Origin of the sequence: Kitasatospora sp. NPDC091276 (assembly GCF_040684355.1) — a bacterium.
Taxonomy (GTDB): domain Bacteria; phylum Actinomycetota; class Actinomycetes; order Streptomycetales; family Streptomycetaceae; genus Kitasatospora.
On record NZ_JBFBFU010000017.1, the window covers coordinates 171863 to 194242 of the forward strand.

Consider the following 22380-nt stretch of genomic DNA (forward strand, 5'->3'; position numbering starts at 1 on the left):
GCCCTCGCGGCGCCGCCACCGCCGGGGCGAGCATCGAGAGCATGAACGGTGATCACGACCTGCTCGAACTGGACCGGGAGCGGGCGCTGGAACTGCTGGCCAGGGCCGCGGTCGGCCGGGTGGTCTACACCATCCGCGCCCTCCCGGCGGTGCTGCCGGTGTCCTTCCGGCTCGACCTGTCGGACGGCGGCGGAGTGCTGCTCTCGGCCCAGGCCGGCTCCGAACTCGCCCGGGCCGTGGACGACGCCGTGATCGCCTTCGAGGCCGACGAGGTGGACGGCGTGGACGGCTCCGGCTGGTACGTGACCGTCCTCGGCCGCGCCCAGGTCGGCCCCGCCGCCGGCCGCGCCCCCGGGGCCGTCCGGATCCGCATCCGCCCGGAACTCGTCGTCGGCCGGCGGCTTCCCCCGCGCACCGACTAGTGCGGATCGCCCTCGATGCGGCCCGCCAAGGCGCGGACGGTCGGCGGGAGTTGGCGGAGGCGCACGGCGAGCAGCGGGACGGCCAGCGCGAGGTAGACCCAGCTGAGGGCGACCCGGGCGGACTCGCCGGGGAGGGCGAACTGGACGGCGAACAGGGCGAACAGCAGCCCGGCCTTCCAGGGCAGGAACCGAAGGTCGAGCAGGAGCACCACGGCCAGGACGGTCTGCGCGGCGGTCAGCAGCACCTCGTCCACCTGGCGTTCGACCAGCGGGAGGGAGGCCGCGCCGCCGCCGGCCAGGTAGGCGAGCGGGAGGCAGCCGATCAGCAGGGTCCACTGGTTGACCTTGCTGGAGAGCAGCGCGCCGAGGCCGTCGTCCCCGCGCAGCCGCCAGGCGAAGACGACCGCGACGATCAGCTCGGGCGCCTCGGAGGCGAGCGGGGCCAGCCACTGCACCAGCAGGAAGCGGTCGATGCCGAGCGAGGCGCCGGCGTCGACCAGCGAGGTGGCGAAGGGCTCGGCGCAGGCGAAGATCACCCCGGCCGCGACCGCGAACACCAGGACGGTGGTCGCCCGGCGGCGCTGCCGGGGGAGGGCGGCCAACCGGGCCGGAACGCCGATGAGTTCCTCCTCGTCGTCCTCGCTACAGCGGCTGACCCGGAAGAGGTAGTAGCCGTACCAGGCGATCAGGACGACCGCGAGCACCCAGGAGATCTGCCGGGTCAGCGGCATCACGAAGGCCACCAGGGCGGCGGCGCCGAGGAAGGCGGTGTCGATCCGGCGGTGCTCCCGCAGGGTGATCCCGGGGGCGGCGCCGCGGCGCCGGGCGGCGAAGTAGGAGGCGAGGGCGACCAGTGGCCAGCCGACGCCGACCAGCAGTCGGTTGGCGCCGGTCATGTTGGCGGCCGCGTAGGCGGCGTACTCGGGCCGGGTGCCGGCCGCGTACGCGAAGTAGAGGTCGACGGCGTACTCGGGCAGGACGGCGATGAACGCCAGCAGGGCCAGGGCGAGCGGGCCGGAGATGTCGGCCCGGGCGGTCTCCGCGGCCCACATCAGCAGGAGCGCCGCCGCCAGGACGCCAAGGCCGAAGACCACCATGCCCGGCACGGGCGCCAGGTGCACCCCGGCCAGCCGCAGCACCACGGAGGGCAGCGCGCCGGCCACGGCGGCCCCGATCCGCAGGGCCGTCACGGATCCGCTGGGCGGCTGCGCCGACGGGATCTCGGCGGGGCCCGGTGGGGTGGCGGTCGCGGGTGACTTCTGGGCCATCAGCCGTCCTTGCGCTCGGGGAACCTGAGCAGGCTAGGGGCGGAGGGCGGCTGGGTGGGCCGAACGGCGGGGCGGCGTGGCCGAGTTCCCCCGGACGGCGGGCGGGCGCCGTGCCCTAGGCTGGCCCGGGACGCCGTCGACGGAGGGAAACAGGACGCCATGCTCGACCCCGGGACCGCCGCCCTCTACGCGCGGGACGAGACCTGCCGGCTGCTGGGCATCGCGCTGGACGAGGTGTCCGCCGGTCGAGCGGTGACGCGGATGACGGTGGCCGCGACGATGGTGAACGGCCACGGGACGGCGCACGGCGGCTTCCTGTTCCTGCTCGCCGACGCCGCGTTCGCGTTCGCCTGCAACAGCCACGGCCCGGTGACGGTCGCGCAGGCGGCGCAGGTCGTCTTCCTGGCCCCGGCGGCGGTCGGGGACGAACTGGTGGCGGAGGCGGTGGAGCGGTCGCGGGCCGGGCGCGGCGGGGTCTACGACGTGACGGTCCGGCGGGCGGACGGGAAGGTCATCGCCGAGTTCCGCGGGCAGAGCGTGGTGATCGGGGGCCGGCCGCAGACCGACTGAGCGCCCGGGCCCTCACTTCTGTCCGGCCCCTCACCGCTGCCCGGCCCCCGTCGTCACCTCCCGGTCAGGACCGCGGACGCTCGTCCAGCACCTGCTGGAGCTTGCCGGTGCGCGGGTTGGTGACCAGTTCGGAGCGCGGCACCCACTCGACCGCGAGGTCGTGGATGCTGCCCAGCGCGACCTCGTCGGGGTAGAGCGGCCGGGCCGTGTACACGGCCTCGACGAGCCGGTCGGCGAGCTCGGGGGCCGGCCGCTGCCCGGTGTAGCCGAGGCGCAGGATCAGGCCGTCGCGCCCGGCCCAGCGGCGCTGCACGAGCTGCATGCCGGTGATGTGGCGCTCCGGGTCGGCGGCGAGCAGGACGGCCCGGATCTCCTCGGTGGGCATGGCGACGGTGCCGACCCGGGCGCCCTCGGTGGAGCGGCCGAGCAGGCGGAAGCGGCGGCAGCGGGCGTCGGTCCACTCGGCGCGGTCGCCGGTCGGGTAGCGCAGGATCGGCATCAGGGTGCGGAACAGGTTGGTGACGACGACCCGGCCGGGAGTCCTGGGCGTGGTGATCGTCTTGCCGGTGACGTCGTCGACGAGCTCCACCACCGTGCGGTGCGCGAAGGCCTCGTGCACCCGGACGTCGTCGCCGGGGACGGGCGAGCCGACCAGCCCGGCGTCGTTGGAGGCGTAGCCGACGGAGGCGACGGCGGCGTGGGGGAAGGCCCGGGCGAGGATCGGCCGCAGGTCGGCGAAGAGCAGGTCGCCGCCGAACAGCAGCAGTTCGACCCCGTCGGCCGTCTCCCCGCGCTGGACCAGGCACTCGGCGACGGCGCTGAGCTTCATCGGCTCGCCGGCCAGCACGTGGACGCCGAAGCCGGTGATGAGGTCGGCGATGTACGGGTCGGGGGCGGCGCCGCCGACGCCCAGGCGGACGTTGTCCACGGGGGCGTGGTGCAGGGCGCCCTCGATGTAGAGGAAGCCGCCGTAGAGTTCGCCGGCCGTGAAGAGATTGGCGACCCGGTGCCCGGGCCGCAGGCCGGCCCGGACGAGTCCGGCGCCGAAGGCGGTGACCGAGTCGGCGTGCTCGGTGCGGGTCCAGGGCGAGAACTTGGGGACGCCGGTGGTGCCGCCGGTCTTGTAGATGCCGGCGTCGCTGAGCGGGCCGGTCAGGACGCGGTTGTCGGGCCAGGTGTTGGCGGCCCAGAAGGCGGCCTGGTCGATGACGGGGAGCTGGTCGAGGCGCTCGGCGGCGGGGGGCAGGTCGCGGTACAGCTCGGCGTAGAACGGCGAGTTGGCGCGGGCGAAGGCGATCAGCTCGGCCAGGGGCTTGGCGGGCATGGTGGTCGGGTCCCTTGCTCAGGAGGAGGGTGCGGCGGGGGGTGCTTCGGCGGGTGCTGCGGGGGGTGCTTCGACTCGCGCTTGGAGGCGTGCTTCGGGCTGCCCGAGCCAGGTCCGGGCGAGGGACTGGACGGTGGAGCCGTCCGGGTCGGCGAGTTTGGCGGCCAGGTAGTCGGCGGCCCACTGGTTGGCGGGCACCCGGAAGGGCGGCCGGTCGGAGAGCAGGGTCCGCACGACGACCTCGGCGACCTCCCGGGCGGGCTGGCCGGCCGACTCCCAGCCCTGGCCGCCGATCCAGTCCAGGTAGCCGGCGAAGGTGGGCGCGTACGGGCCGGAGGCGGCCTGGACGGTGCCGCGGTCGATGTCCGGGAAGACCCCGAACCGGGTGTCCGGGACGTAGCCGGGGACGACCACCGAGACCTGGACGCCGTGCGCCGCCGCGACCGGGGCGAGCGCCTCCAGGAACCCCTCGACGGCGAACTTGGCGGCGCAGTAGGCCTCGTTGAACGGCTGACCGACCACGCCGTGCACGCTGCCGACGGCGACCAGGCGGCCTGCGGCGGCCCGCAGCAGCGGCAGCGCGGCCCGGCTGACCGCGGCCACCCCGAAGAAGTTGACCTCCAGGTTGGCCCGCAGCGCCGCGTCGGTGGACATCTCCAGGGTCGGGTCGGAGTTGGAGACGCCCGCGTTGTTGACCACGGCGTCCAGCCGCCCGTACGTCCGGGCCACGCCGTCCAGGCAGGCGGCGATCGAGCCGGGGTCGGTGACGTCGAGGCGGCGGACGTCCACGGTGACGCCGGCGGCCTCGGCGGCCAGCCGGAGCTCCCCGGCGCGGCCGGGTTCGCGCAGGGTGGCCACCGTGCGGTACCCGGCCCGGGCCGCCGCGACGGCGGTGGCCAGGCCGATGCCGGAGGACGTTCCGGTGATCAGGAGGACCTTCCCGTCGGCGCTCCCGGCCTTCGCGCCGCTCCCGCCGCTCCCGGCGCTCCCGGCGCTCCCGCCGTTCATGACGCGCTCTCCGCGAGCTCCCCGGGGGCGGCGGCCTCGCGCCCGGCGGCGTCCAGCAGCGGCTGGAGGCCGAGGGCGGGGAGGAAGGAGCAGGCGGCCAGCAGGGTGCCGCCCGCCATCACCGCCCGGGCCGCGTCCAGGATGCCCAGCGGGCCGGTGAGCAGGGTGACGGCCAGGCCGCCGACCAGCGCGGCGAGCGGGATCACGCCCCAGGTGACGGTCCGGAAGGCGGCGTGCATGACGCCCTGGTTGCGGGCGGTCATCCGGGCCTGCCGGGTGGGCGCGCTGCACACGTTGATGCAGGACATGAAGAACCCGTAGCAGCCCATGGTCACCGCGATCACCGGCCCGGGCGGCAGTGCGGGCGCGGCGAGCAGGCCGAGGCCGGCCAGGCAGTGCAGCAGCAGCGACCAGGCCATCGTCCGCCCCAGGCCGAACCGCCGGCTGAGCCGCGGGGCGACCAGGGCGCCGATCAGCGCTCCGAGCGAGGCCACCGACATGGCCGCGCCGAAGGCGCCGACCGTCACGCCCAGGCCCCGGTAGGCGAGGACGGGCAGGACGGTGACGAAGACCGGCCCGCCGCAGTTGAGCGTGACGGCCGCCAGCACCACCCGGCGCAGCACCGGGTCCGCCCAGTTGAGCCGGAAGCCGAGGGTCAGCCGCTCCCGGATCGAGCCGGGTTCGGCCGTCCGCTCGCCCCACGGGCTCATGTACCGGAAGCAGACGGCCGAGACCAGGTAGCTGGCCGCGTCCACCAGCAGGGCGGCCACCCCGAGCGCGCTGTACAGGGCGGCGGCGATGGAGGGGCCGGCGACCTCGGCGACCGAGCCGCTGCCCTCCAGCCGGGAGTACGCGCGGACCATGCCGTCCTCGGGCACCACGGCGGGGACGGCGACCAGGTAGCCGACATTGAAGAAGATCGTCGCGCCGCTGATCACCGCCACGCAGCCGAACAGCAGCGGGGTGGACAGCACGTCGAGCCAGTACGCGAGCGGGATCGCCGCCACCGCCGCCAGCCGGACCAGGTCGCAGCCGAGCATGGTGCGGCGCTTGTCCCAGCGGTCGACCAGCACCCCGGCGACCGGCCCGAGCAGCGGGATGCCGAGGTACTGGGCCATCGCCACCACGCCGACCTGGAGGGCGGAGGCGTGCAGAACGAAGATCATCAGAGTCGGGACGACGAACACGGTGACCTTGTCGCCGACCAGGCTGACGGTCTGCCCGGCCCAGAACAGGTCGAAGCCCCGGCCCAGCGGCGCCGGCCGCGCGGGCGCCGTCCCGCCTCCCACCGGGTCGGACGTCACGCCCTCGCCCGTCCGGTCGGACTTCACGCACCCTCCCGCAGGACCAGCCCGGCGGTCTTGCCGGTGCGGCCGTTGCTGATCAGCTCCTCGACCGGCCGTACCCGGAAGGACTCCGGGTCGTGCTGGAAGGCGGTGCTGAGCGTGAAGGTGGCGCTGAACAGCTCCTTGCGTAGCCGCTCGGCGTCGGGGGTGGCGCCCGTCCCGCCGGTGAGCAGCAGGACCTCCACCCCGGTGGCCCGGCCGCGCTGTTCGGTCAGCACCACCTGGGCCCGGGCCACGCCCGGTTCGCGCTCGGCCCGGGCGATCAGTTCGGCCACGTCCAGTCCGAGGCCGCGGACCTGGACGACGTTGTCGCATCGGCCCAGCACCCGCATCGCCGGGCCCGGGCGCCCGCACGGGCAGTCGGTCAACTCGCCCGCGTCGCCGGTGCGGTAGCGCAGCACGGGGTTGAGCATCTCGGGGTTGAGGGTGGTGAAGTCGAGCAGGCCGCCGGCGTCGGCGTGGACCAGCTGGTCGGGCAGCGGGTGGAAGGTGTCGGCCGGGCAGTCGGGGGTGTTGGTGGCCACCACCCAGGTCTCGGTGCTGCCGAACATGCCCCAGCGCCGCGCCTCGGGCGCCACCACGGCGAGGTCCTCGTCGAGTTGGGGCTGCCAGGCCTCGCCGAGCCACAACACCTTGCGCAGGGAGGGGAGTCGGATGCCGGCGGCGCGGGCGTGCGCGAACCAGAGCCGCAGCACGCTGGGCGTCCCGCCGATGGCCGTCACCCGGCGCGCGGCCAGGAAGGCCAGCCAGTCGCCGTACTCCTCGGCGGCGACCGAGCCGAGCGCGATGATCCGGCAGCCGGAGAGGTCGGCGAGCGCGGCGGCGAGGAAGTGCGCGCCCCACATCCGGCCGGCGCCCCAGGCGTTGACGAAGACGTCCGTCCGGTCGAGCGGCTGCCAGTGGGCGTGCACGCCGGCCATGTAGAAGCCGGTGGGGGCGTAGCCGACCTGGGGGGCGCCGGTGCTGCCGCCGCTCTGGAACAGCCAGGTGGCGGCCTGGTCGGCGGCGGGTTCCAGGTGGGCGAGGGCGGTGTTGAGGTCGTCCTTCGCCAGGGGCGGGAGCGTGGCGAGCCGGTCGAGGGTGTGGACGTTGACGTGGCTGGCGTAGCGCGGGGCCAGGTCGGGGACGCTGCGCAGCCGCTCCAGGGTGCGCCGGGCCACGTGCAGGCGGGGCTCGGCGGCCTCGGGGGGCAGGGAGAAGGAGGCGGTCATCGGGAGTCCGTCCGGGGGGGCGAGGTCGAGGTCGCGGTTGGAGGTGGGTGTGGGTGTGGGTGTGGGTGTGGGTGTGAGGGCGGGGCTTCGGGCGGGGTCGAGGGTGAGCGGGCGGGCGCCGTCCGCGAGCCACCTGGCGTGGCCGTCGCGGTAGGCGGCGAAGCGGGCGCGGGTGACGTCCCGTTGGAGGGTGCGGTCCGGGTCGGTGAGGTCGGGGGCGATCACGCCGTCCGGTTCCAGTTCGGAGAACCAGTACCGCTCGCCGTCGTACAGGAAGTCGACGCAGAAGAACGGGATCGGCAGCCGCTCGGCGAACCAGGCGGTGGCGGCGGCGAGTTCGGGCGGCACCGGCGGGAACTCCATGGCTCCGCCCCGGCTGGCGTTGGCGACCGGGGAGCCGGGCTCCGGGGTCCGCTTCATCACCGCGTACGGCTCGCCGTCGACGACGTACACCCGGTAGTCGATCGTGCCGTCGCCCAGGTAGGGCTGGACCACCAGCGTGGTGTCGCCGCCCTGGGCGAGGCTGGCCAGGCCCCGGACGTCCTCGGGGCCGCGGGCCAGGTTGATCCCGCCGCCGCCGCACCAGCCGGCGGGTTTGACGATCGCGGGGTAGGTCATGTTCCGCAGGCCCACCTCGTAGCCGTGCTTGCTGATGTCCCGGCCGGTGCCGATCCGCACCGTCGGGATGGTCGGCACCGGGGAGCCGCCCAGGAACAGCAGGGTGGCCAGCTTGTCGTTGCCGATCAGCGAGACCTGCGGCGGGAACGGCAGGTAGAACCCGGCCTGTTCGAGCACCGCGTACAGCGCGTACTGGTTGAAGACGTCCATCGACTGGTACGGCAGCGAGTAGAGCGCGGTGATGAACAGGGTGTCCTCGGGGGTGACCGGCTCGTCGTCCACGTAGACCCGGGGGCGGCCGGGCCCGGTGGCGTCCACCGTGACGGCCTCCGGCGCGTGCCTGGTCCAGCGCAGGCCGAGGTCGGCGGCGCTCTCGGCGTAGAGGTCCCAGAAGAAGCCGTGCCACATCGCGGCCATCCGGGAGGACTCGCGGTCGGGGAAGATCCAGCACAGGCGGCGCAGTTCGCCGTCCCGGGGAGGGGCGGGGCTCGGGTCGGGGCTCGGGGCGGGGCTTGGGTCGGGGCTCGGGCCGGGGGTGCTCATCGCGCTCCTCGTGCGGTGGACGGCTTGGACCACCAGCGGCGGCCGGTCTCCGGGAGGGTGTCCACCGGGTCGTAGTAGGGGTGGCGCCGGTCGAGCGGGGCGTCCTGGCCGCCGCCGCTCTCCAGGCCGGTGCGGTAGTTCTTGGTCCAGTACGAGATGCCGAGCTCGCGGTCGTAGGCCACCGCCTGGTGCACCCAGCGCTTGCCGACGTGCGGGACGTCGCAGACCAGGCGCGGGGTCGCGTAGCCGGGCAGGTAGCCCATGATCGCCTCCTGGAGGCGCTGCGCCTGGTGCAGCGGCGTCCGCCAGTGCTCGGCGCCCGGGATCACGTCGCAGAGGTAGAAGTAGTACGGCAGGATGTTCGCCTCGCCCTGGAGGGCGAAGCAGAGGTCGAGCAGGTCCTCGGCGGTGTCGTTGACGCCCCGCATCAGCACGCCCTGGTTGCGGACGTCCCGCACGCCCGCGTCCAGCAGGGCCCGGGCCGCCTCGGCGACCAGCGGGGTGATCGAGCGCACGTGGTTGGCGTGGGTGTGCACGGCCAGGTTGACCGCGCGGCGGGCGGCCAGTTCGGCGACCCGGGCCAGGCCGTCCAGCAACTGTGGTTGCAGCCAGTGCTGGGGCAGGCCGACCACGGCCTTGCTGGCCAGCCGGATGTCCCGGACGGTGCCGAGGTCCAGCAGCCTCAGCAGGAAGGACTCCAGCCGGGGCCAGGGGACGTTGGCGAGGTCGCCGCCGGACAGCACCACGTCGCGTACGGCGGGGGTGCGCTTGAGGTAGTCGAGCATCTGCTCCTGCCGGTCGGCGGGGCGCAGCAGCAGCCGGGTCTTGGCCACCTGGGGCGTCGAGGTGCCGACCAGGTCCATCCGGGTGCACTGGCCGCAGTACTGCGGGCAGGTGGCGGTCAACTCGGCCAGCACCTTGGTGGGGTAACGGTGCGTCAGACCCTCGACGGCCCACATGTCCGCCTCGTGCAGCGAATCCCGCTCGGCCCGGGGATGGCTGGGCCAGTGCGGGTGCCGGTCGGTGCGCACCGGCAGCATGTAGCGGCGCACCGGGTCGGCCAGGAACGCCTCGGTGAAGGCCTGCGGGTCGGCCGGGGCGTCCGGGGCCATGGTGTTCAGCAGCTGCGGCGGCAGCAGCATCGGCATGGTGGCGAACCCGGCCTGGTCGGCGGCGAGTTCGCGGTAGAAGTGGTCGGTGAGCCGGTCGCCGACGACGGCCCGCAGCTGCCGGGCGGTCTTCACCGAGTGGGCCCGCTGCCACTGGGCGTCGCGCCACTGCGCCTCGGTGACGCGGCGCCAGCCCGGCAGTCGCCGCCAGTCCGGCTCGACCAGCGCCGTCCGCGCGTACGTGTACGGCTGGCGGATCACGGGGTGGTCCACGGCCGGCTACTGGCCGGTGGAGGGGGCGGTGGAGGGGCCGACCAGGGGGTCTGTTCGAGGGCTTGCCTGGGGGTCGGCTCGGACGTCGGTGAAGAGGCCCGCGAAGCGGGTGCGCAGCTCGCGCTTGAGCACCTTGCCGGTCGGTCCGAGCGGGAAGTCCTGAGGTGTGCGGGCGATCCGGACGGCGGCGAGCGCGGCCAGCCCGGCCGCGGCCAGCGCCTTGTTCGCCGCGTCCTGCACCTCCTCGGCGCCGGCCCCGGCGGCCCCTCCGGCCCCGGCCTGCAACCGGACGACGGCGACCGGGCGTTGTCCCTCACCGGGCGCCCCGGGCACGCCGACCACCGAGCAGTCCTGCACCAGGTCGGCGCAGTCGGCGAGCAGCACCTCCTCGATCGGCAGGCTGTAGACCGGGCCGTCGGCGGTGTCGATGACGTCCACCGTGCGGTCGAGGTGGTAGAAGCGGCCGTCGGGCGCGCGGCGGGCGACGTCGCCGGTGAGCCAGTAGCCGGCCAGCTCGAAGCTCTCGGTCAGCCGCCGGTCGTGCCAGTAGCCCGGGGTCCGGGAGGGGCTGACCACGCCGAGCAACCCGACCGTGCCGTCCGGGAGTTCGGTGCCGTCCTGGTCGAGCACGGCGGCCTTCAGCACCACCTCCAGCGGCTTGCCGACGCAGCGGTCGTCGCGGGCGCTCTCCGGGGTGGTCACCTGGCCGAAGAGCGCCATGCCCATCTCGGAGGAGCCCAGGCCGTCGACGAACTGCGAACCGGGAAGCGCGGGTCGGTCGGCCCGGTCCTGCGGCAGCAGCCAGGGGCGGATCAGCCCGGCCGGCCGCTCGCCGAGCGTCACCAGGCGGCGGATGTGCCCGTGGTGCGCGCTGTCACCGGTGTTGAACCAGGAGTGCACCCGGGCCGCGCCGCGGACCGGGAGTTCGCCGGTGGCCAGCTCGACGAAGGTCCGGGGGAAGGAGGCGACCATGGTCGGCTGGAAGGCCTCCATCACCGGCTCGACGACGGCGCGCCGCCAGTCGGACATCACCACGGTGGGCAGGCCGAGCAGGGTCGCGGTGAGGAAGTAGCTGAGCCCGCCGGCGTGGGTGTGCGGCATCAGCGACATCAGCCGGTCGTACGGCTCGGCGGGGAAGCGCTCCATCCGCGGCTGCTTGCCGTCCCAGAACTGGCGGTGCGCCAGCATCGTGGACTTGGGGGTGCCGGTGGTTCCGGAGGAGTGGATCAGCGCCACCACGTCGTCCGGGGCGTGCCGGTACGGGTGGCCGGCGGGCAGCTCGACGGTGTCGGCGTCGAAGGCCTGCACCTCGGCGGCCAGGGCGAGGAAGCGCGGGCGGCGGCCCGGGTCCTCGCGGTAGGCGGCGGCCAGCCGGGTGGGGTCGTCGGCGACCACGCCGACCACGCCGACGTGGTCCAGGTAGCGGACCAGCACGTCGTGCCGCATCGCGTCGTTGACCAGCGCGGGGACGGCGCCCAGCGAGGTCAGCGCGAGGAAGTGCAGCAGCGGTTCCAGCCCCTCGCCGACCACGACGCCCACCGGCTCGCCGGGGCGCACCCCGTTGGCGTGGTACCAGGCGGCGTAGCGGTCGCGCAGCGCGGCCAGATCGAGCAGGCTGTGGCCGCGCAGCACCACCTCGCCGCGGTGGTCGGTGCGGTGGGTGAAGACGGACGGGACGGCGCGGTGCGGGTTGGCCGCGAGGGCGTGGTCGAGGAAGTTGCCCGCGCCCAGGGCGGGTTCGGTCATCAGCCGCTGTCTGGCGGCGAGGGGCGCGATGGAACTGCGGTCGCTCATGGGGGTCTCCCGAAGGGGGGCCGGGCGCGGGTTCTCGTGGAACCGGCGCCGGGGAGGGGGAAAGGCCGGGGAAGGACGGGGGGTGGGGCGTCAGGCGTGGGTTCGGGGCGCGGGCGTCAGGAGTGGGCGTCGGACCCGGACGTCGGGCGCGGGTCTCAGGTATGGGCGTCGGACCCGGACGTCGGGCGCGGGTCTCAGGTGCGGGCGAGGATGTCGGCGACGACCCGGTGGCCGGAGCGGATCGCGCCCTCCATCAGCCCGAAGTACGCGGTGCTGGTCTCGGTGCCGGCCCAGTGCACCCGGTGGTGCGGCGCGGTCAGCGCCGGGCCGAGCCGCGGCCAGTCGCCGGGCCCCAGCAGGGCGGCGTAACAGCCCTGGCTGTACGGGTCGTTGAGCCAGTCGGTGACGTGGCAGGCGGTCGGCTCGGGGAGCATCGGGAAGAGCTGCGCGGCCTGCCCGACGGCCGCGGCGCGTTGCTGCCGCGGAGTGAGGGCGGCGAAGCGGTGCGCCTCGGCGCCGGTGACGAAGCCGGTCAGGACGCCGATGCCGCTCTCGGCGGGGGAGTCGTCCACGGTGGAGAGCAGTGGCCCCCGGGCGTTGACCGACCAGCCGGACAGGCCGTGGTCGCGCCACAGCGGCGCCGGGTAGACCAGGTGGACCTTGACCGCGCAGCCGCGCGCGGTGCGCTCGCCGGCCCGTCGCACCGGCAGGCCGGGCCGGTAGTCGATCGCGTCGGCGAGCAGCGGCGGCAGCGCCATGACGGCGACGTCCGCGCGGTGTTCGCCGCGGTCGGTGTGCACGGTGACGGCGTCGGCGCCGGCGTCCTGGTGGACGGCCCGGACCGGCTCGCCCAGCCGTACCCGGCGGCCCAGGCGCTCGGCCAGCCGCTCGCACACCTGGTGGGCGCCGCCGGAGATCCGGTCCTGCTGGGCGCCGCCGGCGAAGGCGTTGAGGTAGCGCAGGCCGCCGCCGGAGCGCAGGTAGAAGGCGAGGTGGAGGACGGAGATGTCGGCCGGGTCGGCGGCCGTCATCTCACCCAGGAACAGCGGGAAGAACAGCCGGGCGTCGGGGTGGGTGAGGTGCTGCTCGGCCCACTCGGCGGCGGTGAGGGCGTCCAGGCGTTCGGCGTCCGGGGTGAGCCAGGGCGCCTCCGGCCTTACGGCGGCGGTGAGTTCGGACAGCCGGTCGAACAGGTCGCCGAGCGCGACGCCGTCGAGCGGCGGGAACCGGCCGTCGCGGGTCGTGGCGTCGGCGCTGCTGCCGTTGTGGTTGTCGTTGCCGCTGCCGAGCGCGAACCGGCTGGCACCGGACATCGTGGTGGGGGTGGTCTTGAGCCCCAACTCGTCCATCATGGCGAGGAGTTCGGTGTGCCGGTCGCCCAGGTAGGCGGCTCCGGCGTCGACCAGGACACCGGGGGCGGCCTCGATGCCGTGGGTGCGCCCGCCGACCCGGTCCCGGGCCTCCAGGACGGTCACCTCGAAGCCGTGCGCCGCCAGCCCGGTCGCGGCGGTGAGCCCGGCCAGTCCGGCGCCGACCACGACGGCGGTTCCTCCTGGCCGATGCGCGTCGAACTGCCGGCCGTTGAACGGGTGGTCGTCGAACGGGTGGTCGTTCATCTCGCGGCCGTGATTCTGCGCGCGAGCGCGGTGGGAGTGGGCGCGAGCAGGAACTCGTCGAAGGTGAGCTCGACGGCGTAGCCGCGCGCGACGGCGCTCAGCACCCGGGTGGCGATCAGCGAGTCGCCGCCGAGGTCGAAGAAGTCGGAGTCGGGGGCCACGTCGTCGCGTTCCAGCACGCGCCGGAAGACGGCCACCAGGTCCTGCGGGGTGGCGGGGGTGGTGAGGTCAGTGCTCAACGGAGGTCTCCTTCGACCTGTCGTGGGCGCCGTAGCGCAGGTGGCAGCCGGCCCGGTCGACCTTGCCGCTGGGGGTGTGCACGAGCCGGGGGACGACGGTGATCCGCCCGGGTACGAGGTGGCCGGGCACCCGGGCCCGCAGGTAGGACAGCAACTCGCCGGACAGGTCCGGCGGGGAGGTGTGCCGCCGCGCCACGACGTACGCGAGCAGCGCGGTGCGGCCGGCCAGGGCGGCGCCGGTGACGGCGGCGGCGCTCACCTCGGGGTGGCCGGTGAGGTGCGCCTCGACCTCCGCCGGGTCCACCCGGACGCCGCGCACCTTCAATTCGCCGTCCAGGCGGCCCTGGTGGGTGAGCAGGCCGTCCGGGCCGCGGCTCACCCGGTCGCCGGTGCGGAAGTACCGCTCGCCGTCGACGGTGGTGAACCGGGCCGCCGTCGCCTCGGGCAGACCGGGGTAGCCGAGCGCGAGGCCGGGCCCGCCGATCAGCAACTCGCCCTGCTCGCCGAGGCGTTCGATGACGTGCGGCAAGGCGTGGCCGATCGGTGCGCGGGCGGCCGGTGCGCGGTCGGCGCCGGGCCGGGCCGGTTCGCGGGCGAGCGGTCCGGACAGGTCGACGGCGTGGGTGATCTGGGTGGTCTCGGTGCAGCCGTAGGTGTTCAGCAGCCGGATCCGCCCGGTGTCCAGCCGGGCCCAGTCGTCCAGCCGGGCCGGTTGGACGGCCTCCCCGCCGATCACCAGGAGCCTGACGCAGGGCGGCAGTTCGGCCCGGTCGTCGACCAGGTGGTGGACGAGTTCGTGCCAGAAGGCGGTCGGCAGGTCCAGGACGGTGATCCGCTCGCGCTCGACCATCCGCAGGAAGCGCGGGAACGACCCGCAGTGCGCGTCGGGGTCGAGGACGAGGGTGGCGCCCGCGGTGAGTGCCGGGAGGATCTCCTCGAAGCAGGTGTCCCAGTTGAGCGAGGCGAACTGGAGCACCCGGTCCTGGGGGGTGAGGTGGAAGAGGTCGCGCAGTGCGTGGGCCGTGGCCGCGACGGCCCGGCGGGGAGTGGCGACGGGTTTCGGCTGCCCGGTCGAACCCGACGTGAAGAGAATGTAGGCCGGATGTTCCGGGCCGCTTGCGGCACGGTCCGCCGGAGGGGTTCCGGGCGGTTCTCCGGGGAATTCCGAGAGGGCGGGTAACTCTACTAATCGAGCGTCGAGTTGGTGCTCCGCGACGGCTTCGCCGAGTATCGCCGTGCGGCAGTTCGCGGCCGTCGCCATGGCGTGTCGACGGGCCGCCGGGAATGCCGGATCGATCGGGCAGTACACGCCCCCGGCGGTCAGCACGCCGAGAAGTGCGACCACCGTTTCGGCCGTGTGGACGGCCGGCACGGAGACCGTGCCGGGGTCCGGTCCCAGGCGCCTGGCCAGGGTGTTCGCCAGCTCTGCGAGCCGGCCGTAGTCGAGGGTGCGCCCCCGCTGGACGATCGCGGGGTGCCGGGGATTGCGGCGTGCCATTTCCGTGAACGCGTGGATCAGGTCGGGAACGACCTGGAGGGTGTCCTGATTAATTGACATGGCCGCCCCAAATGATGCCGTCGAATGCTCATCCGTGCTCGGCGAACGGCGACTCTACCGTCGAACATGCGTGGCGACAATGGATGTTGAGAGCGTTCTTCGAAGGGGGCGTGCTTGACGTGTGAACCCGCCCGAGGGCGTTCGGTCGTTCGAGTAGGGACGGCGTGCGCAAGGGGACGGAGCGGCGTGGGCGAAGGCCCGGTGACGGCACGTCAGGAGCTGAGCGGGGCCTCCCAGGAGAGCCGGGTGCCGCCGCCCTCGGCGGGCCCGACCGTGAAGGCGCCGCCCACCCGCTCGGCCCGCTCGGCGAGGTTGCGCAGCCCGCTGCGCCGGCCGCCCTCGGGAACGCCCACCCCGTCGTCGGCCACCACCAGGGACACCCGCCCGGCGAGCGCCCGCAGCGTCACCTCCACCCGGCCCGCCCGCGCGTGCCGGGCGGCGTTGCTGAGCGCCTCGCCGAGGACGGCCACCACGTGGTCGGCCAGTTCCTGCGGCACGTCGGTGTCCAGCAGGCCCTCCATGCTCAGCCGGGGCGCGAAGCCGAGCGTCCCCTGCGCCTCGGCGACGACGCGGGTGGCGCGGGCGCGCAGGCCCCGGTCGGGCTCGCTGTGGGCGCGCAGCCCGAAGATCGTCGACCGGATGATCTTGATGGTCTCGTCCAGATCCGCCACCGCGCGGGCGACCCGGTCGGCGGCGGCCGGGCTGTCGATCAGCCGGCCCGCGCTCTGCAACGTCATCCCGGTCGCGAACAGCCGCTGGATCGCCAGGTCGTGCAGGTCCCGGGCGATCCGGTCACGGTCCTCCAGCAGCGTCAGCTGCTCGGCGTCGCGCCGCCGCTCGGCCAGCTCCAGGGCCAGCGCCGCCTGGTCCGCGAAGCCCAGCAGCGGCCCGGTCTCGTCCGGCCCGAAGGCCGGCTGTCCGGCGGCGCGGGCCAGCAGCAGCACGCCCCGCCCGTACCCCGCCCCGGTGCCCAGCGGCACCGCGACCGCCGGGCCCAGCCCGTCGAAGCGCCCCGCCGGGCCCGCCGGGTAGCGGGCGTCGCAGGCCAGGTCGTCGCTGGTCACCGGTGAACCGGAGGCGTACGCGGCGCCCGACAGCGTGCCGTCCACCGGCACCGTCACCCCCAGCCGCGCGGCGGGCGCCCCGCCCAGCGCGACCTCCACCGTCAGCTCCTCCGCCCGCTCCTGCGGACCGTCCAGCGCCACCGAGACGTCGGCCAGCTCGGCGCCGGCGATCTCCCCGGCCCGGCGGGCGATCAGCTCCACCACCTCCAGCCGGGGCGCGCCCGACAGCAGGCTGCGGCTGATCTCCGCGCTGGCCCGCAGCCAGCGCTGGCGCAGCTGCGCCTCCTCGTACAGCCGGGCGTTGTCGATCGCCACCCCGGCCGCGACCGCCAGGGTGGAGATCACCGCCTCGTCGTCGGTGTCGAAGTCCAGCCCGCCGCGCTTGTCGGTGAGGTACAGGTTCCCGAACACCTCGCCGTGCACCCGCACCGGCACCCCGAGGAAGGTGTGCATCGGCGGATGGTTCGGCGGGAAGCCCGCCGAGGCCGGGTGCTCGGACAGCACCGGGCAGCGCAGCGGCTGCGGGTCGCGGATCAGCTCCCCGAGGATGCCCCGGCCGGACGGCGGCGGGCCGATCTCGGCGATCTCCTCCTCGGACAGTCCCACCGTCAGGAACTGCGACAGCGAGTGCCCGTCCGGGCCGATCACTCCGAGCGCGGCGTAGCGGGCGTCCACCAGGTCGGCGGCGGCCTCGACGATCCGGTGCAGCGCCTGGGCGAGGTCCAGCTCCCGGCCGACCGCGAGCACCGCCTCCAGCAGGCTGTGCACCCGGTTCTGGGTGCCGCGCGCCGCGTCGATCCGCCACTGGAGCTCCTCCAGCAGCTCGTCCAGGCGCAGCCGGGGCATCCGCGCGCCGCCGACCGCCGCGCTGCCGTCCGCTCCGCCCATCGCTGTCCTCCTCGTACTCGCCCTGGCCCGTCCTCCACCCGCCGCCGGAGGGCGCCAGGTGCCGCCCGATCAGGGCGATTGCCGGATTCACGGTAGTGCCCGGGTGTCGGCACCCCGCACGCCGGGGTGCGCCGTACGCTCCCACGGGCGGGCCTTTCGTCCCGTCGCCGAGGGGCCTGCGGCCTCTGTCGCGAGGCCCTGGCGGACCGCCAGGGTGGGGGAGGAGCGGACGGGCCGTCAGTGCGCACACCGTCCCCGCGCCGCCCCGCCAAGCGCCGACACAGTGGAGGAATCCTCATGACGCCATCCGTCCTGGCCGGGGTCGACGGCTCGCCGGAGAGCACCACCGCCGCCCTGTGGGCCGCCGACGAGGCGGTGCTCCGGGGCGCCCCGCTGCGCCTGGTGCACGCCTGGCCGTGGCTGACCGACGGCGTGGCCACCTTCGCCGAGCCCGACGACCTGCCGGCCGCCGCGCAGCGGGTGCTGGCCTCGGCCGCCGACGCGATCCGCGAGCGCCACCCCGACCTGGTGGTGCACACCGACGCCGTCCTGGACGCGCCGGTGGACGGCCTGGTCGCCGCGGCCGCGGACGCCGCCCTCCTGGTGCTCGGCTCGCGCGGCCTCGGCGGCTTCACCGGGCTGCTGCTCGGCTCGGTCGGCATGGCCGCGGCCGCCCGCAGCGCGGTGCCGGTGGTCGTGGTGCGCGAGCCGGGCGCGCCCGACGGGGCCGGCGATGACGGGCCCGAGGTGCTGGTCGGCGTCGACGCGCACGCCCCGGAGGAGGAGGTGCTCGCCTTCGCCTTCCAGGAGGCCGCCCTGCGCGGCGCCCGGCTGCGGGCCGTGCACGGCTGGGACCTCCCGCCGGTCTTCGGCTACGCCGGCGGGGCCGTGCCGCCCACCGAGATCGCCCAACTGGAGGCGCTGGAGGCCAAGCTGCTCACCCTCGCCCTGGCCGGCCAGCGCGAGCGGCACCCGGACACCGTGGTGATCGAGGACGTCCGGCTCGGCTCCGCCCGCGGCCTGGTCGAAGCCTCCGCCGGCGCCGCCCTCCTGGTCGTCGGCCGCCGCCACCGCTCCCTCGACTTCGGCCCCCGCCTCGGCCGCGTCGCCCACGCCGCCCTGCACCACGCCCGGTCCCCGGTCGCCGTCATCCCCCACCCCTGACCGACACCCCGGCGGCGCACGCTCGGAAAGCGGGCCCAGGCAACCCCTCACGAGTTCGAATCTCACCTCCTCGGCCGGCCGATGGCCCGGACCGCACAGCGGTCCGGGCCATCGGCGTATCCCGTCCGAGGAACCCAGGGGGGCGCCAACGTGCGCGGCGTCGCGGGCGTTCCGGCAGTGCTGGGCATCGCCGTCCACGCATCCCTTCCGCCTGGAACATGTCGAGATATACTTCAGATGCGAGTTGATATCAGGAGGTGCATCACATGAGCCGGACCGTGATCGACCTGGACGACGAGCTGCTCGCCGACGTGGCTCAGGCTCTCGGCACCAGCACCAAGAGGGAGACGGTCAACACCGCTCTGCGTGAGGTGCTGGAGAACAGGCGGCGAGCGCTCGCCCTCACACGGCTGCGTGCCGCGGCGGACGCGGGGGCCTTCGACCTGGAGATCTTCGAGGACAAGAGGAACTACCGCCGGTGAACGCGGCGCAATTCCTGATCGACACCAGCGCGCTCGCGCGCTTCATGCGCGGCGACGCCGAGCAGTACGGCTGGGACCAAGCCGCAGCGGCGGGCTTGGTCGCAAGCTGCCCCATCACCGAACTTGAGTTCTTCTACAGCGCGCGGACAGCGGCCGACCGCGCTCAGGGGATCGAGGACATGCGGCTGCTGTTCGGCTGGGTGCCGGTCGATGACCGCGCCTACGACCGCGCCTGGTACGTCCAGGGCATGCTGACCAAACGAGGTCAGCACCGCAGCGCCGGAGCCGTGGACCTGGTCGTCGCGGCCACAGCGGAACTGCAAGGCCTGACCCTTCTGCACCGGGACCGCGACTTCGAGTGCATCGCGAGCGTCACCGGACAGGCCCTCCAGTGGTACGGGCCGGAGGCCGGCAAATGAATCCGGTCCGTTCCGGTCCAGGACTGGGAGCCGGGAAAGGGGCCTGATCCTGTTCGAACCGCAATCTCGTGTTCTCTGCCTCCGCCCGACAGGCCATCGGCCGGGCCGGATCACGCCTCGACGGGGGGCGGGGCGTGATCCGGCCGGGGAGTGTCAGTTCGCCGGGGGTTCGGTCGGGCGGGGGCGGGTGCCCGGGGGGAGGACTTGGGCCCTGAGATGAAGGTCCGGGCTGTGGCGGAAGCCGAGGGTGAAGTCCACCCACTGGCCGGCCCGTAGGGGTGGGGGGTCGGCGATCATCAGGTCGGCGTCCTCCGGGGCCATCGCCAGCTCGCCGCGGCCCGGGATCGGGAGGGCGGCCACCGGCTCCCAGCGGCCTGCGGCGCCCTGGTGGAGGTGCCGCTTGATCGTGATCCTGCCGCCGAACTCCCAGCTGGCGGAGGTCAGTTCGTCCGGTACGTCGCCCGGGTTGCGGATCGTGAAGAACGCCGCCGTGGCCGGGGCCGCGCCCGCCGTCGGCAGTAGCAGCCAGCCCGGGCCGGCCTCCACCGGCCGGGGCCGCCCGGCCCCGCCGACCGCCGTCCACCCGGTCAGCAGCACCAGCGTCAGCGCCGCCGCGCCCACCGGCGGGCCGACCACCCGCAGCCGTCCGATCGCGCTCATCGCCGTGCTCATCGCCGCGCCCCCTTCCGGGCCGCCGAGGCGCCGCGCCCGGGCTGCCAGGTGCGCAGCCGCAGGCTGTTGCCGACCACCAGCAGCGAGCTGAGCGACATCGCCACCGCCGCCAGCATCGGGTTGAGCAGGCCGACGGCCGCCAGCGGGATCAGCACCACGTTGTAGCCGAAGGCCCACAGCAGATTGGCCCGGATCGTGCCGAGGGTGCGCCGGGCCAACCGGACGGCGTCCACCACCGCCTCGATGTCGCCGCGCACCAGGGTGAGTCCGGCCGCGCCGATCGCGGCGTCGCTGCCCGAGGCCAGCGCCACCCCGAGGTCCGCCGAGGCCAGTGCCACCGCGTCGTTGACGCCGTCGCCGACCACCGCGACCGTCCGCCCGGCGCCCCGCAGCTCGGCCACCACCGCGGCCTTGCCCTCCGGCGAGGCCGCGGCGTGCACCCGTTCGATGCCCAGCTCGCGCGCCACCGCCCGGGCCGCGCCTGGGCCGTCGCCGGTCAGCAGGACGGTCTCCAGTCCCATCCCGCGCAGCCGGTGGAGCGCCCGCCAGCTGCCCGAGCGCAGCGTGTCGCCGACGGCGAGCACGGCCGCGGCCCGCCCGTCCAGTTCGACCACCACGGCCGTGCGGCCGGTGTCCGAGGCGGCGGTGACCGCGTCCGCGAGGTCGGCGGGCAGCGGCTGCGCCGTGCCGTCCGGGCGGACCACCCGTATGCTCCGGCCCTCGACCACCCCGGACACCCCGACCCCGGTGGCGGCCGCGAAGCCGTCCACCGCGGGGAGCGGACCGCAGCGCTCCCGCGCGGCCGCCGCCACGGCCCGCCCGATCGGGTGCTCCGAGCGGTGTTCCACCGCGCCGGCCAGCCGCAGCACCGCACCCTCGTCGAGACCTTCGCCGAGACCTTCGCCGAGCCCCGAGTCGAAGTCCTGGGCGACCGTCACCGCCGCCAGTTCCATCCGTCCGGTGGTCAGCGTCCCGGTCTTGTCCAGCACCACGGTGTCGACCCGGCGCAGGCTCTCCAGTACCTCCGGGCCGCGCACCAGCACGCCCAGTTCCGCGCCCCGCCCGGTCGCCGCCAGCAGCGCCGTCGGGGTGGCCAGGCCCAGGGCGCACGGGCAGGCGACCACCAGCACGGCGACCGCCGCCGTCACCGCCGCCTGCGGGGCCGCGCCCGCGCCGAGCCAGAAGCCCAGCACGCACACCGCGCCCGCCAGCACGCACGGCACGAACACCCCGGCCACCGCGTCGGCGAGGCGCTGCGCCCGGGCCTTGCCGGCCTGGGCGTCCGCCACCAGCGCGGTGATCCGGGCGAGTTGGGTGTCGGCGCCGACGGCCGTCGCCCGAACCACCAGCGCGCCGCCGACGTTGACGGTCGCGCCGGCCACCGCGTCCCCGGGGCCGACCTCCACCGGCACGCTCTCCCCGGTCAGCAGGCTCAGGTCGAGCGCCGAACCGCCTTCGACCACCACCCCGTCGGTGGCCACCCGTTCACCCGGCCGCACCACGAACTCCTGCCCGGGCAGCAGCAGTTCGATCGGTACCAGGCGCTCCTCGCCGGTCCCGCCGTCCCGGACGCACACCTGCTTCGCGCCCAGTTCGGCCAGCGCCCGCAGCGCGGAACCGCTGCGCCGCCGCACCCGGCCCTCCAGCAGCCGCCCGGCCAGCACGAACAGCGGCACCCCGACCGCCGCCTCCAGGTAGACGTGCGCCGTGCCGCTGCCGTCCGCGGTCAGCGAGAACGGCATCCGCATGCCGACCTCCCCGGCGCCGCCGAACACCAGCGCGTACGCGGACCAGCCGAAGGACGCCACCACCCCCAGGCTGACCAGGGTGTCCATGGTGGCCGCCGCGTGCCGCAGCCCCTGCCAGGCCCGGCGGTGGAACCCGACCGACCCCCAGGTCACCACCGGGACGGCCAGCGCGAAGCAGACCCACTGCCAGGCGGGGAACTGTAGTGACGGCACCATCGACAGCACCACCACCGGGACGGCCAGCAGCGTCGTCACCAGCAGCCGCCAGCGCTCCGCCGGCTCCTCGTCCGGCAGCCCGACGCCCGCCCCGGCGGGCGCCAACTCGGCGGTGTATCCCGCTCGTTCGACGGCCGCCACCAGCTCTGCGACCGGCACCCCGGCCGGGTGCAGCACCCGGGCCCGACCGGTCGCCAGGTTCACCCCGGCCGTCACTCCGTCGATCCGGGCCAGCCGCTTCTCCACCCGGCCCACGCAGGCCGCGCAGGTCATCCCGCCGACCGCCAGATCGGTGCTCACCAGGGCCCCGGCGTCGGCCCCCGCGACCGGGCTCATCGCATCCCGCCCATGTCGTGCCCGCCCATCCCGGGTGCCCCGGGCGACGCGCCGCCCCCGGGCGTCAGCCCCGGGGACACCGGGCCCGCCTGCCGTCCCACCGCGTACGCCACCACGAACACCACCACCAGCAGCAGGGCGAACCCCGCCAGCACACTCAAGGGCCGGACACCCGGCGACTTCGCACTCACCCCCCAGCAGTCGGACGACGGGCACGGTTGGTTCCCGTACGGTCCGAACCGGTGGGGACCGGTGGGAGCGCCCTGGCGTCGCGGGCCCGGCGAGACCCGTACGGCGGGCCTCGGGCCCGGATTAATTCGGATGACGCACCCGGTGTGACCAGGTAGCGTCCGGGACGGCGCCTCCCGATGCGCTGGGCCCCGGCTACTACCCGTCAACTAGACCCGGACTTCGCGGGTCGTTGTTTCAGGTCTGTGGCCAGCGGGTTTGTGTGATGTCGGTGTCGAGGAGGTCGAGGAGGTGGAGTTGGAC

Annotated in this window: 19 protein-coding genes; 5 read left to right on the forward strand and 14 right to left on the reverse strand. The window is 74.9% G+C overall.

The genetic code is table 11. The annotated features are described in order from the left end of the window. Positions 1 to 41: 41 nt before the first annotated feature. Complete coding sequence (locus AB0O19_RS22350) at positions 42 to 422, forward strand: pyridoxamine 5'-phosphate oxidase family protein (RefSeq protein ID WP_363621701.1); 381 nt, start codon at positions 42 to 44, stop codon at positions 420 to 422. Here AB0O19_RS22350 and AB0O19_RS22355 read toward each other — a convergent pair. Beyond that, positions 419 to 1690 (reverse strand): hypothetical protein, encoded by a 1272-nt coding sequence (locus AB0O19_RS22355; RefSeq protein ID WP_363621703.1) that lies wholly within the window; start codon positions 1688 to 1690, stop codon positions 419 to 421. The two genes, AB0O19_RS22350 and AB0O19_RS22355, sit on opposite strands and share 4 nt — an antisense overlap. Before the next feature lie 159 nt (positions 1691 to 1849). Between AB0O19_RS22355 and paaI the strand changes: the two genes are divergently transcribed. Then, positions 1850 to 2260: a hydroxyphenylacetyl-CoA thioesterase PaaI gene (gene paaI / locus AB0O19_RS22360; protein ID WP_363621705.1), complete on the forward strand. Its 411-nt coding sequence runs from the start codon at positions 1850 to 1852 to the stop codon at positions 2258 to 2260. A 64-nt stretch (positions 2261 to 2324) separates the two neighbouring features. Here the strand turns inward: paaI and AB0O19_RS22365 are convergent, their stop codons facing one another. The 10 genes from AB0O19_RS22365 to AB0O19_RS22410 all read right to left on the reverse strand — a co-directional run bounded on the left by AB0O19_RS22365 (position 2325) and on the right by AB0O19_RS22410 (position 16851). Then, positions 2325 to 3584 carry a phenylacetate--CoA ligase family protein gene (locus tag AB0O19_RS22365; RefSeq protein WP_363584719.1) on the reverse strand — a complete coding sequence of 420 codons (1260 nt, stop codon included), beginning with the start codon at positions 3582 to 3584 and terminating at the stop codon, positions 2325 to 2327. An 18-nt stretch (positions 3585 to 3602) separates the two neighbouring features. Beyond that, positions 3603 to 4592: an SDR family NAD(P)-dependent oxidoreductase gene (locus AB0O19_RS22370; protein ID WP_363621707.1), complete on the reverse strand. Its 990-nt coding sequence runs from the start codon at positions 4590 to 4592 to the stop codon at positions 3603 to 3605. Beyond that, a complete protein-coding gene (locus AB0O19_RS22375) occupies positions 4589 to 5923 on the reverse strand; it encodes an MFS transporter (protein WP_363621709.1) in 1335 nt (444 codons plus the stop codon). Before AB0O19_RS22375 ends, AB0O19_RS22370 begins: the two co-directional genes overlap by 4 nt. After that, positions 5920 to 8310: an AMP-binding protein gene (locus AB0O19_RS22380; protein WP_363621711.1), complete on the reverse strand. Its 2391-nt coding sequence runs from the start codon at positions 8308 to 8310 to the stop codon at positions 5920 to 5922. Before AB0O19_RS22380 ends, AB0O19_RS22375 begins: the two co-directional genes overlap by 4 nt. Beyond that, a complete protein-coding gene (locus AB0O19_RS22385) occupies positions 8307 to 9692 on the reverse strand; it encodes a lysine 2,3-aminomutase (RefSeq protein WP_363621713.1) in 1386 nt (461 codons plus the stop codon). Before AB0O19_RS22385 ends, AB0O19_RS22380 begins: the two co-directional genes overlap by 4 nt. A gap of 6 nt (positions 9693 to 9698) precedes the next feature. After that, a complete protein-coding gene (locus AB0O19_RS22390; protein ID WP_363621714.1) occupies positions 9699 to 11486 on the reverse strand; it encodes a class I adenylate-forming enzyme family protein in 1788 nt (595 codons plus the stop codon). Positions 11487 to 11680: 194 nt separating this feature from the next. Beyond that, complete coding sequence (locus AB0O19_RS22395) at positions 11681 to 13102, reverse strand: FAD-dependent oxidoreductase (RefSeq protein ID WP_363621716.1); 1422 nt, start codon at positions 13100 to 13102, stop codon at positions 11681 to 11683. Continuing rightward, positions 13099 to 13341 (reverse strand): phosphopantetheine-binding protein, encoded by a 243-nt coding sequence (locus AB0O19_RS22400; RefSeq protein WP_063346173.1) that lies wholly within the window; start codon positions 13339 to 13341, stop codon positions 13099 to 13101. The genes AB0O19_RS22395 and AB0O19_RS22400 overlap by 4 nt, the downstream gene beginning before the upstream one ends. Further along, positions 13331 to 14899 carry an AMP-binding protein gene (locus AB0O19_RS22405; RefSeq protein ID WP_363621718.1) on the reverse strand — a complete coding sequence of 523 codons (1569 nt, stop codon included), beginning with the start codon at positions 14897 to 14899 and terminating at the stop codon, positions 13331 to 13333. The genes AB0O19_RS22400 and AB0O19_RS22405 overlap by 11 nt, the downstream gene beginning before the upstream one ends. 212 nt (positions 14900 to 15111) lie before the next feature. Continuing rightward, a complete protein-coding gene (locus tag AB0O19_RS22410; protein ID WP_363621720.1) occupies positions 15112 to 16851 on the reverse strand; it encodes a GAF domain-containing sensor histidine kinase in 1740 nt (579 codons plus the stop codon). A 297-nt stretch (positions 16852 to 17148) separates the two neighbouring features. Between AB0O19_RS22410 and AB0O19_RS22415 the strand changes: the two genes are divergently transcribed. The 3 genes from AB0O19_RS22415 (at position 17149) to AB0O19_RS22425 (ending at position 18916) form a co-directional block, all read left to right on the forward strand. Then, the gene (locus AB0O19_RS22415; RefSeq protein WP_363621722.1) at positions 17149 to 18015 is read left to right on the forward strand and encodes a universal stress protein; all 867 of its coding nucleotides are present in this window, start codon (positions 17149 to 17151) and stop codon (positions 18013 to 18015) included. 266 nt (positions 18016 to 18281) lie between these two features. Continuing rightward, the gene (locus AB0O19_RS22420) at positions 18282 to 18497 is read left to right on the forward strand and encodes a type II toxin-antitoxin system VapB family antitoxin (protein ID WP_363584741.1); all 216 of its coding nucleotides are present in this window, start codon (positions 18282 to 18284) and stop codon (positions 18495 to 18497) included. Continuing rightward, on the forward strand, positions 18494 to 18916 hold the full coding sequence (locus AB0O19_RS22425) for a PIN domain nuclease (protein ID WP_363584743.1): 423 nt from the start codon (positions 18494 to 18496) through the stop codon (positions 18914 to 18916). The genes AB0O19_RS22420 and AB0O19_RS22425 overlap by 4 nt, the downstream gene beginning before the upstream one ends. A 153-nt stretch (positions 18917 to 19069) precedes the next feature. On the opposite strand, the gene AB0O19_RS22430 is transcribed toward AB0O19_RS22425, so the two are convergent. Genes AB0O19_RS22430 through AB0O19_RS22440 form a run of 3 tightly spaced genes read right to left on the reverse strand, consistent with a single transcriptional unit; the run spans position 19070 to position 22049 of the window. Continuing rightward, positions 19070 to 19588: a copper chaperone PCu(A)C gene (locus AB0O19_RS22430; RefSeq protein ID WP_363584745.1), complete on the reverse strand. Its 519-nt coding sequence runs from the start codon at positions 19586 to 19588 to the stop codon at positions 19070 to 19072. Beyond that, positions 19585 to 21888: a heavy metal translocating P-type ATPase gene (locus tag AB0O19_RS22435; RefSeq protein WP_363584747.1), complete on the reverse strand. Its 2304-nt coding sequence runs from the start codon at positions 21886 to 21888 to the stop codon at positions 19585 to 19587. Before AB0O19_RS22435 ends, AB0O19_RS22430 begins: the two co-directional genes overlap by 4 nt. Next, the gene (locus tag AB0O19_RS22440) at positions 21885 to 22049 is read right to left on the reverse strand and encodes a hypothetical protein (RefSeq protein WP_350879799.1); all 165 of its coding nucleotides are present in this window, start codon (positions 22047 to 22049) and stop codon (positions 21885 to 21887) included. Before AB0O19_RS22440 ends, AB0O19_RS22435 begins: the two co-directional genes overlap by 4 nt. Positions 22050 to 22380 lie beyond the last annotated feature (331 nt).

What these genes read in the sequence shown, in the direction of transcription:
- AB0O19_RS22395 (WP_363621716.1), bottom strand. Translation starts at nt 13,102, where the DNA reads ATGAACGACCACCCGTTCGACGACCACCCGTTCAACGGCCGGCAGTTC.
- AB0O19_RS22380 (WP_363621711.1), bottom strand. Translation starts at nt 8,310, where the DNA reads ATGAGCACCCCCGGCCCGAGCCCCGACCCAAGCCCCGCCCCGAGCCCC.
- AB0O19_RS22365 (WP_363584719.1), bottom strand. Translation starts at nt 3,584, where the DNA reads ATGCCCGCCAAGCCCCTGGCCGAGCTGATCGCCTTCGCCCGCGCCAAC.
- AB0O19_RS22390 (WP_363621714.1), bottom strand. Translation starts at nt 11,486, where the DNA reads ATGAGCGACCGCAGTTCCATCGCGCCCCTCGCCGCCAGACAGCGGCTG.
- AB0O19_RS22405 (WP_363621718.1), bottom strand. Translation starts at nt 14,899, where the DNA reads ATGTCAATTAATCAGGACACCCTCCAGGTCGTTCCCGACCTGATCCAC.
- AB0O19_RS22415 (WP_363621722.1), top strand. Translation starts at nt 17,149, where the DNA reads ATGACGCCATCCGTCCTGGCCGGGGTCGACGGCTCGCCGGAGAGCACC.
- AB0O19_RS22420 (WP_363584741.1), top strand. Translation starts at nt 18,282, where the DNA reads ATGAGCCGGACCGTGATCGACCTGGACGACGAGCTGCTCGCCGACGTG.
- AB0O19_RS22435 (WP_363584747.1), bottom strand. Translation starts at nt 21,888, where the DNA reads ATGAGCCCGGTCGCGGGGGCCGACGCCGGGGCCCTGGTGAGCACCGAT.
- paaI (WP_363621705.1), top strand. Translation starts at nt 1,850, where the DNA reads ATGCTCGACCCCGGGACCGCCGCCCTCTACGCGCGGGACGAGACCTGC.
- AB0O19_RS22350 (WP_363621701.1), top strand. Translation starts at nt 42, where the DNA reads ATGAACGGTGATCACGACCTGCTCGAACTGGACCGGGAGCGGGCGCTG.
- AB0O19_RS22355 (WP_363621703.1), bottom strand. Translation starts at nt 1,690, where the DNA reads ATGGCCCAGAAGTCACCCGCGACCGCCACCCCACCGGGCCCCGCCGAG.
- AB0O19_RS22430 (WP_363584745.1), bottom strand. Translation starts at nt 19,588, where the DNA reads ATGAGCACGGCGATGAGCGCGATCGGACGGCTGCGGGTGGTCGGCCCG.
- AB0O19_RS22410 (WP_363621720.1), bottom strand. Translation starts at nt 16,851, where the DNA reads ATGGGCGGAGCGGACGGCAGCGCGGCGGTCGGCGGCGCGCGGATGCCC.
- AB0O19_RS22370 (WP_363621707.1), bottom strand. Translation starts at nt 4,592, where the DNA reads ATGAACGGCGGGAGCGCCGGGAGCGCCGGGAGCGGCGGGAGCGGCGCG.